At 66.9% G+C, this 18042-nt stretch carries 16 protein-coding genes and 1 tRNA gene; 11 read left to right on the top strand and 6 right to left on the bottom strand.

Annotated elements, in window-relative coordinates:
- Positions 1 to 69 precede the first annotated feature (69 nt).
- Together EEB19_RS13515 and EEB19_RS13520 are read right to left on the bottom strand one after the other, a co-directional pair.
- Positions 70 to 918 (bottom strand): SDR family NAD(P)-dependent oxidoreductase, encoded by an 849-nt coding sequence (locus EEB19_RS13515; protein ID WP_262365653.1) that lies wholly within the window; start codon positions 916 to 918, stop codon positions 70 to 72.
- A gap of 200 nt (positions 919 to 1118) precedes the next feature.
- Positions 1119 to 1204 (bottom strand) — tRNA-Leu (locus tag EEB19_RS13520).
- A 377-nt stretch (positions 1205 to 1581) separates the two neighbouring features.
- Between EEB19_RS13520 and EEB19_RS13525 the strand changes: the two genes are divergently transcribed.
- From EEB19_RS13525 to pknB, 7 genes are all read left to right on the top strand, one after another.
- Positions 1582 to 2778 carry an FhaA domain-containing protein gene (locus EEB19_RS13525; RefSeq protein WP_187587056.1) on the top strand — a complete coding sequence of 399 codons (1197 nt, stop codon included), beginning with the start codon at positions 1582 to 1584 and terminating at the stop codon, positions 2776 to 2778.
- Positions 2779 to 2955: 177 nt separating this feature from the next.
- A complete protein-coding gene (locus tag EEB19_RS13530; RefSeq protein ID WP_187587058.1) occupies positions 2956 to 3420 on the top strand; it encodes an FHA domain-containing protein in 465 nt (154 codons plus the stop codon).
- A complete protein-coding gene (locus EEB19_RS13535; RefSeq protein ID WP_187587060.1) occupies positions 3417 to 4907 on the top strand; it encodes a PP2C family serine/threonine-protein phosphatase in 1491 nt (496 codons plus the stop codon). Before EEB19_RS13530 ends, EEB19_RS13535 begins: the two co-directional genes overlap by 4 nt.
- Positions 4908 to 6338 carry an FtsW/RodA/SpoVE family cell cycle protein gene (locus tag EEB19_RS13540; RefSeq protein ID WP_187587062.1) on the top strand — a complete coding sequence of 477 codons (1431 nt, stop codon included), beginning with the start codon at positions 4908 to 4910 and terminating at the stop codon, positions 6336 to 6338.
- Positions 6335 to 7840 (top strand): penicillin-binding protein 2, encoded by a 1506-nt coding sequence (locus tag EEB19_RS13545; RefSeq protein ID WP_187587064.1) that lies wholly within the window; start codon positions 6335 to 6337, stop codon positions 7838 to 7840. Before EEB19_RS13540 ends, EEB19_RS13545 begins: the two co-directional genes overlap by 4 nt.
- The gene (locus EEB19_RS13550; protein ID WP_187587066.1) at positions 7840 to 9225 is read left to right on the top strand and encodes a serine/threonine-protein kinase; all 1386 of its coding nucleotides are present in this window, start codon (positions 7840 to 7842) and stop codon (positions 9223 to 9225) included. The genes EEB19_RS13545 and EEB19_RS13550 overlap by 1 nt, the downstream gene beginning before the upstream one ends.
- A 105-nt stretch (positions 9226 to 9330) precedes the next feature.
- The gene (pknB, locus tag EEB19_RS13555) at positions 9331 to 11253 is read left to right on the top strand and encodes a Stk1 family PASTA domain-containing Ser/Thr kinase (protein WP_187587068.1); all 1923 of its coding nucleotides are present in this window, start codon (positions 9331 to 9333) and stop codon (positions 11251 to 11253) included.
- 52 nt (positions 11254 to 11305) lie between these two features.
- On the opposite strand, the gene EEB19_RS13560 is transcribed toward pknB, so the two are convergent.
- Complete coding sequence (locus tag EEB19_RS13560; RefSeq protein WP_187587069.1) at positions 11306 to 11989, bottom strand: aminodeoxychorismate/anthranilate synthase component II; 684 nt, start codon at positions 11987 to 11989, stop codon at positions 11306 to 11308.
- Positions 11990 to 12208: 219 nt separating this feature from the next.
- Between EEB19_RS13560 and crgA the strand changes: the two genes are divergently transcribed.
- The gene (gene crgA, locus EEB19_RS13565) at positions 12209 to 12499 is read left to right on the top strand and encodes a cell division protein CrgA (RefSeq protein WP_187587071.1); all 291 of its coding nucleotides are present in this window, start codon (positions 12209 to 12211) and stop codon (positions 12497 to 12499) included.
- A gap of 127 nt (positions 12500 to 12626) precedes the next feature.
- Positions 12627 to 13133, top strand: coding sequence for a PH domain-containing protein (locus EEB19_RS13570; RefSeq protein ID WP_187587073.1), 507 nt, complete (start codon positions 12627 to 12629; stop codon positions 13131 to 13133).
- 24 nt (positions 13134 to 13157) lie between these two features.
- Here the strand turns inward: EEB19_RS13570 and EEB19_RS13575 are convergent, their stop codons facing one another.
- Complete coding sequence (locus tag EEB19_RS13575) at positions 13158 to 14054, bottom strand: rhomboid family intramembrane serine protease (protein WP_187587074.1); 897 nt, start codon at positions 14052 to 14054, stop codon at positions 13158 to 13160.
- Between the two features lie 44 nt (positions 14055 to 14098).
- A complete protein-coding gene (locus EEB19_RS13580) occupies positions 14099 to 14620 on the bottom strand; it encodes a peptidylprolyl isomerase (RefSeq protein ID WP_187587077.1) in 522 nt (173 codons plus the stop codon).
- 135 nt (positions 14621 to 14755) lie between these two features.
- On the opposite strand from EEB19_RS13580, the gene EEB19_RS13585 reads away from it, so the two are divergent.
- Positions 14756 to 14929 (top strand): hypothetical protein, encoded by a 174-nt coding sequence (locus tag EEB19_RS13585; RefSeq protein WP_187587079.1) that lies wholly within the window; start codon positions 14756 to 14758, stop codon positions 14927 to 14929.
- 935 nt (positions 14930 to 15864) lie between these two features.
- A complete protein-coding gene (locus tag EEB19_RS26940; protein ID WP_262365654.1) occupies positions 15865 to 16143 on the top strand; it encodes a DUF4190 domain-containing protein in 279 nt (92 codons plus the stop codon).
- Positions 16144 to 17307: 1164 nt separating this feature from the next.
- On the opposite strand, the gene EEB19_RS13595 is transcribed toward EEB19_RS26940, so the two are convergent.
- Entirely contained in the window at positions 17308 to 18015 is a 708-nt protein-coding gene (locus EEB19_RS13595) for a hypothetical protein (protein ID WP_187587080.1), read from the bottom strand.
- Between the last annotated feature and the right edge of the window lie 27 nt (positions 18016 to 18042).

Consider the following 18042-nt stretch of genomic DNA (forward strand, 5'->3'; position numbering starts at 1 on the left):
TCTCGTCACGAACATCCTCAGAGCTGTCTGGGACTTCCTCCTCTGAGCCCCGGCGCCATCTCCTCGACCTCACGTCAACGACGCGATCGCCTTGTTCGCCGTCGCGGGAGTGAAGTAGTCGATGGCAGGCAGGATCGCGCGCAGCGCGGCCGGCGCCACCGCCGACGGCCGGTGCGTGACGGCGCGAACGATCCATTCGCCGGCCTCGTCGGCGCTCAGCGCGTTGACGTCGTCGTATTCGGCTGTCGGCGCGATCATCTCCGTGCGCACGAGCGGATAGAAGATGTTGGTCGCACAGACGCCGGGGTGTGGGTTCTCCGCGTTCAGGCTGCGCCCGAAGATGGCCAGCGCGTTTTTCGACGCCGCGTAGGCGGAGAAGCGCGGGAAGGTGTTGGCCATCAGACCCCAGGTGCAGACGTTCACGATCTGCCCACGCCCGCGTTCGACCATCCCGGGCAGCAACCCCAGGGTCAGTTGAACCGCGGCGAAGTAGTTGAGCTGCATCGTGCGCTGATAGTCGTGCAGGCGATCGGCCGAGTCGAGGATGGACCGGCGGATCGAGTGGCCCGCGTTGTTCACGAGCACGTCGACGTCGAGAGTGCGCAGATCATCGACGAGCGCGGCGATCGCTGATTCGTCGGACAGATCGCACACCCGATAGTCGCAGCCGGTTTCGTCTGCGAGAGAACGGAGTTCGTCTTCGCGTCGCGCGATCGCGATGACGCGGGCGCCACGCGCGGAGAGCTGCGCGGCTGCGCGGCGTCCGATTCCCGCCGATGCGCCCGTGATGGCGATCGTCAGTCCGTCGACGTCTCGCCCCGGTCCGGCGACAGCCTTCTCGATGCCGGCCGGCAGCAGTGTCCGGCGCTGCACGACGTCCATGAACGCCGATTCGAAGCTCTTCCGGTTGAACGCCATCGTTTTCCACCCCTCGTTGCGTCGGTCGTCCATGACGATGGCACATGAGGGTTCGCCGGCCCTTCGTGACACTGCGCTGGCGCTCCGTTCCTCAGGGACCAGCGGGCTGTCGGCGCTCCGTTCCGCTGGCACCAGCGGGACTGTCGGGCCGCCGACGACAAAGGCTCAGACCGCGCTTCTGCGATCTGAGCCTTTGTCGATGGTGGGCGAAGGGGGACTTGAACCCCCACGTCCCGAAGGACACTGGCACCTGAAGCCAGCGCGTCTGCCATTCCGCCACTCGCCCGTGACGTCTGCGTGAGACTCGAAGACGATAGCAAGTCGGCCCACGCGAAGTAAAACTCGGCGAGCAGGGCCGACTGTCGAGCGACGACACGGGCTGCCCACCACACGCACGCATTGCAACCCGGGCGCATGGTGGAAATCCGCGTGTTTGGTGTCACCGATGCCGAATTCACCATCGAGAATGGCGTCGGATTCCCTGGTCAGGGGGCGTGACGGCGGTAGGGTGGCGGCCACGACGTCGGTGGTGCCGGTGTTGCGTGCGGTGCTGGATTGACGTGAACCCCGACGTCATGGGCAGAATCGGTATCATCTATCAAGGCCAGACGCACGGCGACACGCCATTGCCGTGTGCACCAAGCCGCGAAGGGAGGGTCGGCGGTGGGAATTTTGCAGCGCATCGAGCGCAAACTCGAAGGAGCTGTCGACGACGGCTTCGCGCGTGTCTTCGGGGGCCAGGTCGCCCCGCAGGAGATCGAGAACGGACTGCAGCGTGAAGCCGAGGAATCTCTGGAAGATCTCGGCGACGGCACCGTCCTCGCAGCGAACAGCTATACGTTGTTGTTCAGCCCGACCGATTTCGATCACATCGCGACCGAGTACGAGCTGAACCGCAAGACGTTCTCGAAGCACCTCGAGAACTTCATCGCCGACAACGGCTGGCAGACCTATGGCCGTGTCGTCGTAGAGTTCGACAAGTCGCAGTCGTTGCACACCGGCATCTTCCGCGCGCGCGGAGCGGTGAACCCGGACGCGAGGCCACGACCGCTCGCAGCCGGTCCGCAACGGCCACATGCAGAGCAGCACCCGCAACGTGCACACCGAGAAGTAGGAGCCCCGATAATGACCAACAACCCCGGATACGACCAGCGCAGGGGTTCCGATCCCGCGTACGACCAGGGGGGCCAGCAGGGTGGCTACGACTACCAGCAGGCCGGATACGACCAGGGCTACGGTCAGCAGGCAGGCCAGCAGGCCGCGCAGCCCGGATACGACCAGGGTTACGCCCAGCAGGGCTACGCGCAGCCCGGCTATGAGCAGGGTTACCAGCAGGGCGGCTACGAACAGGGCTACGGCCAGCAGGGGTACGAGCAGGGCTACCCGCAGGGTTACGGCCAGCCCGGATACGACCAGGGTTATCAGCAGGGCGGCTACGACCAGGGCTACGCGCAGCAGGGTTACGACTACCAGCAGGGCTACGCCCAGCAGCCCGGGTACGGCTACGCCCAGGGTGGCTATGAGCAGGGCGGCTACGACCAGGGCTACGGACGTCCGGCAGGCGGCTACGCGCCGGCGGCCATCACGTTGCTCCTCGAGGACGGCAGCAACCGCACCTTCCAGCTCCGTGAGGGCTCCAACATCATCGGGCGTGGGCAGGACGCACAGTTCCGCCTACCGGACACCGGCGTGTCCCGTCGGCACGTCGAGATCCGCTGGGACGGCGCCACCGCGATGCTCACCGACCTGAACTCGACCAACGGCACCACGGTGAACGACCTGCAGGTCAGCAGCTGGGAACTCGCCGACGGCGACCGCATCCGCGTCGGACACTCCGACATCACCGTTCGGTTCCAGTAGTCACAGGTCATCGACCCGGTCCCTCACGCGGGACCGGGTGTTGATACTGAACTGTCACATCTCGATGTCGGGGAAAGCAGTCACTGCCCATAAGATGCAGTCGGGTCCGTTTCTACGACCGGCGCCCGGGGTGGAACAAGCGGGCAGAGAAGTGATGGCGCTGGAGGTGAACACTTAATGCAGGGCTTGGTGCTGCAGCTGACCCGCTTCGGGTTCCTGCTGCTGCTCTGGCTGTTCGTGTACGCCGTCATCCGCACACTGCGCGCCGACATCGCGGCCGCGGGCGGAAGCAGGCTCGCACGCTACACACGCAGCGACAAGCGCGATCGCGGTGCACGCGCGGCACGTGGCTCGGCCCGGTATCTGGTCGTCACGCACGGTGCCCTCGCGAACACGCGCATCACGCTCGGCGCGCAACCGGTGCTTCTCGGTCGCGCCGACGACTCGACATTGGTGCTCACCGACGACTACGCGTCCGAACGCCATGCACGTCTGTCCCGACGCGGCGACGAGTGGTACGTCGAGGATCTCGGATCCACGAATGGCACCTATCTGGACCGCTCCAAGGTGACCACGGCGGTGAAGGTTCCGATCAACACGCCGATCCGCATCGGCAAGACCGTGATCGAGTTGCGCCCGTGACACTCGTGCTGCGCTACATCGCGCGAAGTGACCGGGGTCTTGTCCGGGCGAACAACGAGGACTCCGTCTATGCGGGGGCGCGCCTGCTCGCACTCGCCGACGGCATGGGTGGACACGCCGCGGGCGAGGTCGCCAGCCAGCTCGTCATCCAGGCGCTGCGTGGCCTCGACGACGACGAACCCGGTGGCGACCTGCTGGCCCAGCTCGATCGGGCGACCCACAACGGCAACGCCGCCATCGCCGCGCAGGTGGAGCACTCGCCCGAACTCGAGGGCATGGGCACGACGCTCACCGCGATCCTCTTCGCCGGGAACCGAATCGGCCTGTGCCACATCGGCGACTCGCGCGGGTATCTGTTGCGCGACGAGCAACTCACGCAGATCACCCGCGACGACACTTTCGTGCAGACCCTCGTCGAAGAGGGGCGCATCACCGCCGAACAGGCACACACCCATCCGCAACGTTCCCTGATCATGCGGGCCCTCACCGGCCAGGAGGTCGAGCCCACGCTGACCATCCGGGAGGCCCGGGCCGGCGACCGGTACCTGCTCTGCAGCGACGGACTCTCGGACGTCGTCAGCGAGGAGACGCTCGCCGACACCCTCGGGTCCATCCCGGATCACAAGGAATGTGCCGACCGGCTCATCGAACTCGCTCTGCGCGGTGGCGGACCCGACAACGTGACGGTCATCGTCGCCGACGTCGTGGACACCGAGTACGGCGATTCGCGACCCATCGTCGGCGGTGCCGCGGGTGGCGACGACGAGGGCTACACCCCGAACCCGGCCACCGCCGCGGGACGTGCCGCTGCGCTGCGCCCGCCGGCTGCAGAAACGCAACGACCGAGCATTCTCGCCGACGACGCACCGCCACCACGCAATCCACGTCGGCGCTGGCTCGTCGCCGGCACCGCGATCGCGGTCATCGCGATCCTCATCGGCGGGTTGTTCGTGGCACGCAGCCTGGTACGCAACAACTATTACGTCGGCGCCGAGGACGGTGACGTCGTGGTGTTCCAGGGCTCGCCCGACAAGGTCATGTTCCTCGACCTCAGCTCGGCGTCGCAGAACGTGTGCGTGTCCGGCCTCGACCAGGAGAAGCCGCAGGTCGAGTTCGTCGATTACGACGCCTCCGACACGTGCACGCCGCTGCAGACCTCCGACCTCGCCGAACTCGACCGCAACGCCGTCGTCGGCAAGTCGATCCGGAACATGCCGCTCTCCGATGCACAGAATCGCGTCGAACAGCTGAATTTCCTTCCGCTGTGCCCGGATCCGGCACCCGCCCCGGCTCCCGCACCGGCACCGGGACCACCCGGCAGCCCGGCGCCGACACCGCCGTCGCCCGCAGGTACACCGGCAGCGAGCTCGACGACCACACCGGTCCCCGTGTCGGGCACGACCCGCCCGGACGACTCGGCGACCGCGTCGCAGGAGGCACCGCCGCAGTACGACAGCGACGGCAACAAGATCTGCCGGGGCCACTAGATGACCCAGCCGTCCAATCCCGTCCACGCCCCGCCGAAGGGGCCACCGGAACAGACCGGGCGCACCGCGGAGATGGTGCTGCTCGGATTCGCCATCGGTCTGGTCACCGTGGCGTTGCTCATCGTCCAGGCCGCGCAGGGTCAGAGCATCACCTGGGATCTGGTGAAGTACGTGGTCGCCTACACGGTGCTGTTCGGGGCCGCGCATCTCGTGGTGCGACGCTATGCGCCGCACGCGGATCCGTTGCTGCTGCCGGTGGTCGCCGTGCTCAACGGCCTCGGACTTGTGCTCATCCACCGGCTCGACCTCGGCACCGGAAACACCGGCGAGACGATCAACAACACGGATGTCACCAACAACGCCGATCAGCAGTTGCTGTGGGCGGTGCTCGGCATCGTCGCGTTCGCTGCGATATTGATCCTGGTCCGCGATCACCGCACGCTGTCGCGGTACGCCTACACCTTGGGTCTGGGAGGTCTTGTCCTCCTGATCATCCCGGCGATCCTGCCGTCGTCGATGTCGGAGATCAACGGGTCGAAGAACTGGATCATCCTGCCGTTCTTCTCGATCCAGCCCAGCGAGTTCGCGAAGATCCTGATCATCATCTTCACCGCGGCGTTCCTGGTGTCCAAGCGCGACCTGTTCACCACCGCGGGAAAACACTTCCTGGGCATGGACTTCCCGCGCGCCCGCGACCTCGGGCCGCTGCTGGCCGCGTGGTTCGTGTCGATCGCGGTGCTGGCCTATTCGTCGGATCTGGGTAGTTCGCTGCTGATCTTCTCGACGATGCTGACGATGGTCTACGTCGCGACCGAGCGCGCCAGCTGGCTCGTCCTCGGTGTCACCCTCTTCGTCGTCGGAGCGCTCGTCGCCTATCAGCTCTTCGCACATCTGCAGGTCCGCGTGGAGATCTGGCAGGATCCGTTCAGCGACTTCGACGGTTCGGGTTATCAGATCGGACAAAGTCTGTTCGGTCTCGCCACCGGTGGATTGTTCGGCACCGGCCTCGGGTCGGGGCGGCCGAACATCGTCCCGTTCGCCAACACCGACTTCATCATCGCCACCGTCGGTGAGGAGCTCGGGCTCGTCGGGCTCGGGGCGATCCTGATGCTCTACCTGATCTTCGTGATGCGCGGCCTGCGCACCGGGATCGCCGTGCGCGACAGCTTCGGCAAATTGCTGGCGACCGGGCTCTCGTTCACCATCGCGGTGCAGGTCTTCGTCGTCGTCGGCGGTGTCACCAAGCTGATCCCACTGACCGGCCTGACGACACCGTTCCTGTCCTACGGCGGGTCGTCGTTGCTGGCAAACTACATCCTGGTGGCCCTGCTGATCCGCATCTCCAACGCGGCGCGCGAACCGGATCCGACCCGGAAACGCCCGCCGCCCAAGAGCATCGACTCGCTGCCGACGCAGGCGGTGCGTCGATGAACAAACCGATCCAGCGGGTGTCGATCGCGGTGATCGTGATGGTCGTCGCGCTGCTCGCCAACGCCACCTACGTCCAGGTGTTCAAGGCCGATTCGCTGCGCGCGGACCCACGCAACAACCGGGTGCTGCTCGACGAGTACGCCCGCCAGCGTGGTGCGATCACCGCCGACGGCGGTTCGGTCGTCGCCGTGTCGGTGCCGACCGACAGCCGGCTGAAGTTCCTGCGCACGTACCCGCCGAGCGGTGCCGAGGCGTTCGCGCCCGTCACCGGCTACTACTCGTTCCAGTACGGCAGTACCGGTCTGGAGCTGTACGAGAACTCGATCCTGAACGGCAACGACGACCGTCTGTTCGGTCAGCGCTTCATGGACATGTTCTCCGGCCGCGACCCGCGCGGCGGCAATGTCGTGAGCACGATCGTGCCGCGGCTGCAGCGTGCTGCCTACGACGGCCTGCGCAACGGCTGCGAGGGTGGCTGTCGCGGCGCGGTCGTGGCGATACAGCCGAACACCGGCAAGATCCTCGCGATGGCGTCGTCGCCGAGTTATGACCCCAACAAGCTGGCCAGCCACGACCAGAACGTCCGCGAGCGCAACTGGGCCGCCTGGAACCAGCCGGGTGACATCAACACCCCGATGCTCAACCGTGCGATGAACCAGTTGTATCCGCCCGGGTCGACGTTCAAGGTGCTGACCACCGCCGCCGCGCTGCGCGACAACATCTCGCCGGACATCCGGCTCACCGCGGCGCCGTCCATCGTGCTCCCGGGTACCGAGACGTCGCTCACCAATTACGGCGGCCAGACGTGTCCGAGCTCGTCGGGCGGTACGGTGTCTCTTCTGCAGGCGTTCAAGTACTCCTGCAACACGGCATTCGTCGATCTCACGACGAGCAAGATGAAGGATCCGATCACCGTGTTCCGTGAGACCGCCAACCGCTTCGGCCTGGACGAGAAGCAACCCGACACTCCGCTGCCGGTCGCACGCTCGACCGTGGGCGACATCCCCGACCTCGCCGCGCTGGGGCAGGCCTCGATCGGTCAGCGCGACGTCCGGGTGACACCGATGGAGATGGCGATGGTCGCCTCGACCGTGGCCAACGGTGGCGTCCGGATGCAGCCCTACCTGGTCGACAAGCTGCAGGCGGCAGATCTGCGTACCCTGCAGACGACGCAGCCGACGACGATCAACGAACCGATCAGTTCGGATCAGGCGGCGACACTGACGTCGATGATGATCGAGTCGGAACGCAGTACCCAGGGGGCGGGGGGCCCGGTCTCGATCGCCTCGAAGACCGGCACGGCCGAACACTCGGCGACCTCGGACGTGGAATCCGAGACGCCGTACTCCTGGTACATCGCGTTCGGGCCGTCATCGAACGCTCAGATCGCCGTGGCCGTTGTGGTGGAGAACGGTGATCCGGGTCCCGCCTCGACAGGCGGTACCGTGGCGGCGCCGATCGGACGAGCAGTGATCAACGCGCTGGTGGGAGGTGCACGCTGATGACCCTGCAGAGCGGGACCACCATCGCCGATCGCTACCGGCTGATGCGTCTCATCGCGACCGGTGGCATGGGCCAGGTGTGGGAAGCACTCGACACCCGGCTCAATCGGCGGGTGGCCGTGAAGGTACTCAAGGCCGAGTACACCAACGACCCCGAGTTCACCGCCCGGTTCCGGGCCGAGGCGCAGACGACGGCCAAACTGAACGATCCGGGTATCGCGAACGTCTTCGACTACGGCGAGACGCCCGACCGCGCCGGCGGCGAGCCGTTGGCCTACCTGGTGATGGAGCTCGTCGACGGCGAGCCCCTCAACTCGGTGATCTCGCGGATGGGCCGGCTGTCGCTGACCAACACCCTCGACATGCTCGAGCAGACGGGACGGGCGCTGCAGGCCGCGCACAGCAAGGGCCTGGTGCATCGCGATGTGAAGCCGGGCAACATCCTGATCACGCCGGTCGGGCAGGTGAAGATCACCGACTTCGGCATCGCCAAGGCGGTGGACTCGGCTCCGGTCACCCAGACCGGCATGGTGATGGGCACCGCCCAGTACATCTCGCCCGAGCAGGCGACCGGTGACGAGGCGACCGCGGCGTCGGACGTGTACTCGCTCGGCGTCGTCGGCTACGAGGCGTTGACGGGTCGTCGGCCGTTCCTCGGCGACGGCGCGATCACCGTCGCGATGAAGCACATCCGGGAGACGCCGCCACCGTTGCCGACGAACGTCCCCGCGAACGTGCGAGAGCTCATCGACATCACGATGGCCAAGGATCCGCGGCAGCGATACGCCAACGGCGGCGAGTTCGCCGACGCGGTCGCTGCGGTCCGCGCCGGCCGACGTCCGCCCCACCCGGGTCTCATCGCAGGTGCTGCCGCGGCCGGTGGTGCTGCCGCGGCCGCTGCGGTCCGCCCGTCGGCGACCCGTGCGATGACGGGATCGGCAGCGGCATCGCCGTCGACCGCACGGACCACGAGTCGGCCGCCGAGCCGTCCGGTGCCCCCGGCCGACGACAACAGCTGGACGACCGGGCAGAAGGTACTCGCCGGTGTCGCCGGTGCGCTGCTGCTGGCCGCGCTGGTGCTGATCGGCTACTGGCTGCTCAATCTGAACTCGTCGTCGCCGGGCGTGCCGGCCACGTCGTCGACGACCACGGTCACCGAGACGACGACTGCCGTCGAGGAGACGACGCAGGAGCAGGAGCAGGAACCCGAGCCGACGACCACGACCCGTCGCACCCCGACGACCACGGAGACCACCACGACGCCTCCGCCGACGTCGGAGGAGCCGACGACGACGGAGACCACCGACACCACCGATCCCGGGGCGCCGACGGCAGATCAACCCGTCTTCCCGACATTCACCATCCCGGGCCTCTCGGGTCGATGAGTTGGCCGATAATGGGTGAGGTGTCGGTCCCGATGACAGCGCGCACGAGCGCGCCCGTTCGCGCGGCGCACGGTCGGAGCAGCGAAAGATGGTGAGCGCAAGGTGATGTCGACGCCGCACCATCTCTCGGATCGCTATGAGCTCGGTGAGACACTCGGCTTCGGCGGCATGTCGGAGGTCCACTTCGCGCGGGACCTGCGGCTACACCGTGATGTCGCGGTCAAGGTGCTGCGTGCCGATCTCGCGCGCGATCCCACCTTCTACCTCCGGTTCCGACGTGAGGCGCAGAACGCGGCAAAGCTGAATCATCCGACGATCGTCCAGGTCTTCGACACCGGAGAGGCGGAGACCGAGGAGGGTCCGCTGCCGTTCATCGTCATGGAGTACGTCGACGGTGAGACACTGCGCGACGTCCTGCGCGGCAACGGCCCGGTATCGCCGCGCCAGGCGATGACCTGGATGGCCGACGTCGCCGCCGCGATGGACTTCTCCCACCGCAACGGCATCGTGCATCGCGACATGAAGCCGGCCAACGTGATGATCGACAAGTCCGGAGCCGTGAAGGTGATGGACTTCGGGATCGCCCGTGCGATGAGCGACACGACGTCGACGATGACCCAGACGTCGGCCGTGATGGGCACCGCCCAGTACCTGTCGCCTGAGCAGGCGCGCGGCATCAAGGTCGACCCACGCAGCGACATCTACTCGATGGGCTGCGTGCTGTTCGAGTTGATGACCGGCGAGCCGCCGTTCACCGGTGATTCGCCGGTCGCGGTCGCGCACCAGCACGTGCACGAGGACCCGGTGTGGCCGTCGTCGATCCGTCCGGAGATCCCACGCGAACTGGACTCCGTGGTGCTCAAGGCGATGAGCAAGAACCCGGCGAACCGCTATCAGTCGGCGGCCGAGCTACGCGCCGACCTGATCAAGGTGCTCGCCGGTGGCAAGCCGTCGGCCCCGATGCTCCTGTCCGACGAGGACCGCACCGAGTTCATGGACTCCGGTCCTCGACGGGCGCTCACCACCGACACCGGACCGCGTCGTGCGACCGGTTCGCACCGTCGCGACGAGGACGCCGATGGAGAGGATCCGCCGTCGCGCCGCCGACTGCGCGGTCCGCTGATCGGTGCCGCGGCGCTGGTCGTCGTGCTGATCGCAGGTCTGCTGCTGTGGTCGCCGTGGGGCTCCGATGTCGCTCGACAGGTGCCGGTGCCGGCCGTCGCAGGCAAGGCGTTGTCGGAGGCGCGCAGCAGTCTCGAGGACGCCGGCTTCCGGGTGAAGCAACTCGACGAACCCAGCCTCGACGTCGCCGCCGGTTCGGCGACGCGGTCGACGCCGTCGGAGAACGTGCTCGCGGCGCAGGGTTCCGAGGTCACGCTGTACGTGTCCACAGGTCCGCAGCGACATCAGATGCCCGACCTCCGCGGCAAGACACCCGACGAGGCGACCGAGGCGTTACGCGTCCTCGGGTTCTCGAACGTCAAGACCGATCGCGTCGACTCCACTCCCGAGCTCAAGGACAAGGTCGTGAGCACGACCCCGCCGATCGGCGCCGAGGCGCCGGTCAACGGTGCCGTCGTGGTGCACGTCGGCAATGGTCCGAAGGAGGTCACGATCCCCGACGTGACCGGGCAGGCCGAGGATGCGGCGAGAACCGTTCTCGAACAGATCAATCTGAAGGTGGTCACCATCGCCGGCGACTCCGAGTTGCCGGCCGGCCGCGTCGTCAGCAGTTCGCCGTCGGCGGGCGAGACCGTCGAGCAGGGCAGCACGGTCCAGATCGTGGTGTCGCGCGGGAACATGTTCGTGATGCCGAATCTGCGCGGTCAGACACCCGCCCAGGCACGGGCCACGCTGGCCGCGGCGGGCTGGGAGGACTCCACGCTGACTCGGTCGTCGCGCAATGTGCCGATCACCAGCCCCGACGACGGCAAGGTGATCGGTCAGGAACCCGATCCGGGTTCGCGAGTCCGCAAGAACGGCTCGGTGGCGATCGTCGTCGGCCAGGGCAGTCTGCTGCCGGGCTGACGCAGTCGAAGGGTGCGGTCCTTCGGGGCGTCAGAGGGGTTGGCTCTCGGCGTCAGCCGACCGCCTCGGCCATCTCGCTCTCCAGCACCGCGACGCGCGACTCCGGGATCTCGATGCCGCAGACCGCGAGCCAGTTGGCGAGCATGCGATGTCCGCCCTGGGTGAGGACGCTCTCGGGATGGAACTGCACGCCGTGGATCGGCAGCTCGCGGTGCGCCATCGCCATCACGATCCCGGTCTCGGTACGCCCGGTCACGATGAGGTCGTCGGGGATCGTCTCCGGGAGCACCGTGAGCGAGTGGTAGCGGGTCGCGGTGAACGGATCCGACAGACCGGCGAGAACGCCCGCGCCGTCGTGGAACACCTGCGACGTCTTGCCGTGCAACAGTTCCGGCGCGCGGTCGACCGTTCCCCCGAACGCCGCACCGATCGCCTGGTGCCCGAGGCACACGCCGAGCAATGGGACGCCGTTGTCGCGGGCGACTCCGACCATCGGGATCGTCGCGCCGGCACGCTGCGGGGTGCCCGGACCGGGGCTCAGCAGGACACCGTCGAAGCCGTCCACAGCGGCAGCCGGGTCGGCCAGTTGCGGGTCGTCGTTGCGCCACACCACGGCCTCGACGCCCAGCTGCCCCAGGTACTGGACCAGGTTGTAGACGAAGCTGTCGTAGTTGTCGATGACCAGGATGCGGCCGGCGGTCGACCCAGCTCCCACGTGCGCAGACGGCTGATTCACCCCGTCAGGCTACCTCCCGCGCCGATACCCCGGTCGACCGGTTTTCCACAGGTCGTCACCTGGGCCGACTCGACGTTGCCGGGTCGGCGACCTGGTGAGATACCGTAGAGGGAAGTTCTTGCGAGCGACGGCCCACCTGTGGGCACCGAGTCAACGGTGCGGGGTACCGTCGCGTCTGACCGACAGCCCGACGAGCTGTTCCGCACTACAGAGGAAGTCATGCCGAAGTCAAAAGTCCGGAAGAAGACCGACTACACGATCAACCCGGCCAGCCGCACGCCGGTCAAGGTGAAGGCCGGACCGTCGAGCAACATATATGTGTGGATCATGCTCGGCCTGATGGTCCTCGGACTCGCCTGGCTCATCGTGTTCTATCTCGTCGCGACACCCACCGCACTCGGCGGGGACGGCAAGGCCCTGCACTGGATGTACGAACTCGGCCCCTGGAACTTCTTGATCGGCTTCGCGCTCATGGTGGTTGGTCTGTTGATGACGATGCGGTGGCGCTGATCTCCACTCTGACCTGGGATGATCTCCCCGCTCACCGTCGATCAACAGCATCGACTCACATGTGTGTAATTCATCCACACTGTGGAAATCACATGTGTGTAAGTTCTCCCCACTGTGAGTAACACCTGTGGATAACTCGGCACATCTGTCCACACAGGCCTGGGCGACACCGCGTCCGGCCGGCATCGCGCTGGCGATCGGCGGAGTGATCTTGCTGGTCGCCGCCGTGATGACCGCCTCCGATCCCGCCGGACTGGTCCTGATGGGAGTCGCCGGGATCCTGTTGATGGCTTTCGCGACCTACGCGCTCACGGTGCGACCCCGACTGGCGACAACCCTCGACGACGACGGTCAACCGGCGATCGCGATCCGCACCATCGGCGGCACGCATGTCTATCCGCGGGATCGAATCGACCGAATCCGGCTGTTGGACTTCCGGCGCATCGGCCGACGCACGGGCCAGATCGAGCTCGATGTCCTGCAGGCGGACGCGCCTGCGGCGGTGGAGATCGATGGTCCCCGCGACGACACACGTTTGATCGTGTTCAGTCGGTGGGATCTGGGGACGGATCTCGGAGACGTCGCGGAAGCTCTGCGACGAGCGGGGTTCGTCGTCGAGGATCAGCGCAGATAGAGCCGAGCGTCGGCGGTCGGGCTGCTAGCCGACGAGGACGTGGGTGTTCCCGTAGGAGATCCCCACGCCGATGCCGATCGCCACAGCAAGGATCAGCAGCACGCCGATCGCGATCCACCCGACTCGGCTCGCCGCGGCGGGATTGCGGCGGCCCGTCGGCAGCACCCACTGCGGGAGGAACAGGATGCCGGCCGTTGCGGCTGCACCGAAGACGAGTCCGCCGACGTGTGCGAGCAGCGAGATGCCCGGGATGGTCACCGACAGGACCAGGTTGAGCACGATGATGGTGATGACCGGAACGGGTGACACCCTCGCCTTGAGAACGACGATCAGCACCGCGCCCATCAGTCCGTAGATGGCACCGGACGCGCCTGCGTTGATGGCGGTCCCGGACCCGAGGAGCATGACTGCCGCGCTGCCGCCGAGCAATGCGGTCAGGTAGACGCCGAGGTAACGCGGGATGCCGATGGCGATCTCGAGGTCGCGGCCCAAAATGTAGAGCGAGATCATGTTCAGCGCGATGTGGGTCACCGAGAAATGCAGGAAGCCTGCGGTGAGCAGTCGCCAGTACTCGCCGTCGGCGACCCAGGGTTTGACCAGCGCCCAGTCGACGAACAGCTGCGACCGGATCATGTCGAAGCCGCGCGCCTGCAGCGCGCAGAACGCGAAGATGACGAGGTTGACCGCGATCAGCCCGTAGGTGGCGTAGGGACGCGACGCCACCATCGGCTTGGCGACCATCGGGCTGATACCACGATCGCCGAAGGTCGGCCGGACCGCCGACTTCTGGACTCCGTCGTTGCGAAGGCAGTCGACGCAGTGTTGACCGACCGCGGCGGGCCGGAGACATTCCGGGCATGCCGGCCGCCCGCACCGGCTGCAGGACAGTCCGGTCGGGCGGTCGGGGTGCCGGAAGCACACCGCAGGCGGACCTGCGGTGTACGGACCGGGTTGGTATGGGCCGGTCAGCTGAGTTCGATCTTCTGGATCACGACCTCGTCGAGCGGACGATCCGCACGGTCCGTCGAGGTGGTGGCGATCGCGTCGACGATCTGCTGCGAGGCCGGATCGGTGACCTCACCGAAGATGCTGTGCCGACGGTTCAGGTGCGGGGTCGGGCCGACGGTGATGAAGAACTGCGAACCGTTGGTGCCAGGACCGGCATTGGCCATGGCCAGCAGGTACGGACGGTCGAACTGCAGTTCCGGATGGAACTCGTCCTCGAACTGGTAGCCCGGTCCGCCGCGGCCCGTGCCGGTCGGATCTCCGCCCTGGATCATGAAGCCCTCGATGACACGGTGGAACACCGAGCCGTCGTAGAACGGGCCGCTGTCGCCGCCGGAGGCGTTCGGCTGGCTGTAGTCCTTCGACCCGTCAGCGAGGCCGACGAAGTTGGCCACGGTCTTCGGCGCGTGATTCGGGAAGAGGTCGACAACGATGTCGCCGCGATTGGTCTTCAGAGTCGCGGTCTGCTTCTGAGTAGTCACGACTCCATCCAACCACTAAACGGTGTATGCCGGACTCGGCCGTGAGCGAACACCGGCGTTGGCGCACCTGTTCTGCACTGTGTTCTGTGACGGCCGAGGTGACAGGCGACGACCGGGACTGGCACGCTGGAGGTCATGTCGAACAAGTACGTCGTGGCTGCGGTGTCGGTCGCCGCATCGCTCGTGGCGACCGCGATCACCGCCGTCATCGTCCGACGCTCGCGTCGGGAGCCGCCACCGGTGTCGGCGACGGTCCCCCGGGTGGAAGAGCTGTCCCCGCCCTCCGGCGACTCGGCGGCGGCGTCATGATGACGACTCGGCTCGCGGTTCGATCTGTGCCCTCGCAACGGTAATTTGGACCAGTGACCTCCGACGACAGTTCGCGTCCGCCGACCGACCCGGGTGACCGGGACGACCGGCCGGCCGACGACGGCGGTGCAGCCACCGCCGGCGCGCCGATCTCGGCTCCGTGGGAGCGCCGCCCGAACGCACCGGTGACCGCGCCGGGCCCGCAACCTTCCGGTTCGGCGCCTATGGGCTCCGGACCTCGTCCCGGCGCTACTCCCCCGCCGCCCGGCCGGCCGGGTCCGCGTCCGCAGCAACCCGTTCAGCCCGGGGGCGCCCCCCACCAACGTCCGCCGGCTCCGCGCGGCCCAGGTGGTTCGGGTGGTCCCGGTGGTCCTGCTCCGGTTCCGCCCGGTGGACCCGCCCCTGGCGGAGTCCCGCCGTGGAACGCCTCCGGTCCGGGCGGAGGTCGCAACGCCCCACCGCGCCGTGGCGGTCCCCCTCCTCCTGGCTACCGGCCACCTCCCGGACGACGGCCTCCGCCGCCCGGACGAGTCGGTCCCCCGCTCGGCGGTCCGCCACCTCGTGCCGGTGGACCGGGTCCGGGTCCTGGCGCAGGTCCCGGTGGGTCCGCCGGCCTCGGCGCCACTGGTGCTCCCGTCGGCCCGAGTGGACCGGGTGCTCGACCACCGAGCGCGGCGCCGACACGCTCAGCGCCCACGCCCCTCACTCCCGATTCGTCAGACAAGACGACGCGAACACCTGTCGGTCCGGCCCCGGACGCTGCGACGCGCGTCAACCGCCCGGCGCCGATTCAGGGTCCGGACGACGACTTCACCGCCGTCGGCTCCTCCCCCGCCGACTCGGCTGCCCCGACCTCCGTGGTCGACAGCTCACCACAGCGCCCGTTGGCCTATTCGGCCAACATCCCAGTCACCGACGACGTTCCGGAGGAGCCCGTGCCCACGCGGAGCAATTCTCAGGCCGCACGGCCCTCCCGCACCGCGCCCGCACGCGGGACCAATCGCACCGCGATCTGGGCGTTGGTGCTGTCGATACTCGGCATCACCTCGCCGGTTGGCCTTTACCTCGGGTATCGGGCACGCAATCAGATCTCGCGTACCCGTGAGTTCGGGGAACCCTTTGCGCGCGTGGCGATCTGGATCGGGTGGCTGTATGTTGTCGTGATCGTGCTCGCGCTCATCACGTTCTTCTGGATCTCGGGTCAGAGTTCGTAGGCGTCGTCGACCGCCTGTCGTTCGGCTGGACGACATGAACTGCGTTGTCACGAGGCGGTTCTGACCCATTCGGACAGGTCCGTTACGGTGGCAGGCATCGGGGCGACAGGGTCGCCGGGGGGATCCAGCCGAAAGGTCTGACGTGTTTCGACGTTCGCTTGTTTTCGTGTGCAGTGCTCTTGCTCTGGTCGTGATGTCGTTAGTCGGAAGTGGAGCTGCGGTGGCGGCGCCGTATCCGGCGCCGCGAATCAGCCAGTACAGCGAAGACATCTGGGCGGTCGGGGGAAACAGCGGGTGTCGCGGCGCAATCCACGTCGGGATCGCGGTTGACCGCACGAAGCCCGGCAAGGCATTCGTCACCTACACTCCGCGGCCGTTCGTCGGCGACGGTCCGGCGTGGCGGCGGAAGCCGGTGTGCAACCTCCAAGTGACTGCTCGGATGGACATCGTCCGAGGCGAGGGCTGGTCTCGCAACATCACGGCCGGCCCACGTGGCGGGCGCGCGGCACACCTAACACTGACGCCCGGAAGCGGTCCGCACATGTTGGAGTTCTTCACGGAGGGCGTGCAGTGGGGAACCCGAAACTTTGTACTCATCCCGTGAGTTCGCGGGTGGCGAATGCATCCGTGGGGTTACGGTCCGTGCTCACCAGCGCATCACGAGGGTTAAGATGAATCACCGCGCAATTGCTCTCGCTGCCAGCGCAATAGCGTCGCTCCCCGCGGCCCTGATCGCATCGGCTCCCGCCTCAGCTCGCCCGTATGAAGCCCCGCGAATCAGCCAGTACTCGCAGGATATCTGGTCGGTTGGCTCCAACAGCGGTTGTCGGGGCGCCATCCACGTCGGGATCAAAGTCGATCCACAGCAGCGCGGAACGGCTTTCATCACGCTCACTCCTCGGCCGTTCGTGGGCGACGGCCCAGCGTGGCATCGAAACCCCGTGTGCACCATCCGTGCAGGAGTCGCTGTTGACCTGGTCCGCAAGGATCCGCGATGGGAGCGGACGATCACTGCAGGACCCCGCGGTGGTAAGCGCATTCACGTGACCGTCAAATCTGGTTCAGGCCCGCATGTCATTACGGTGGGTGGCACCGGGACAAGCCTTGGCAGCTCGAATTGGATGGTCGTTCCGTGAGAGTGAAAATGTGCTCGCTAGGCCGGTACTAGGCGCGCCTGGTTCCAGCAGAGAGTCGTCCGATCGACTCCCAGGTTCTGCTCGAGAACCGTTGTTGCGAATCCTTGTCCAGCGCTGTGCCCTCACCAAGGACCGGTTCGTAGTCGAGCCCAACGACTCCTGCCACCTTCCCTGATACCGCATCGACCAACATCTGCGTCAGCGCCTGATGATTGAGAGTCGGTACCTGGCAACAGATCACGATGATCGTCTTCGCCAACACCCCGGCCTGGTCCCATTCGGTGAAGATCTCCCGGGATCGATTCAGCAGATCGGGCCTCGGGCCGACGATCAGAACAGGTGTGACGCTGCCGAGTTCATCCGATTCGAGTTCGGGCAGAACCGTGAGGGGCCGCGCCCCGGCGTCCACGACGGGCACCGCACCGAATCGCCATGTGTGCAGGACGATATCGGACACCGCGGCCTCAGGTGCCGGCAACAGTCCCGTCCCGAGTGCGGTTCGCAACAAGGTCTGATCACCGGTCGCACGCAATCGCTGATGGATGTCGCCGTCGTTTCCGGCGGCGTCGACCCACCATGACGCTCCGCCCAGAGACGTCCCTGCGCGATACTCTGCGAGGAGCGCAGACACGACCGACGTGCCCACTCCTCCCGCGGTGCCGCACACCACGACGCTGCGCTCGGCGGTGTCCGGCGGATGGATGGGACCGGACTGCCCCTGTGCATCCTCGCTCATCATCACTCTCGATCTCGATCGGTTCCG

Origin of the sequence: Gordonia sp. OPL2 (genome assembly GCF_003797825.1) — a bacterium.
Taxonomy (GTDB): domain Bacteria; phylum Actinomycetota; class Actinomycetes; order Mycobacteriales; family Mycobacteriaceae; genus Gordonia.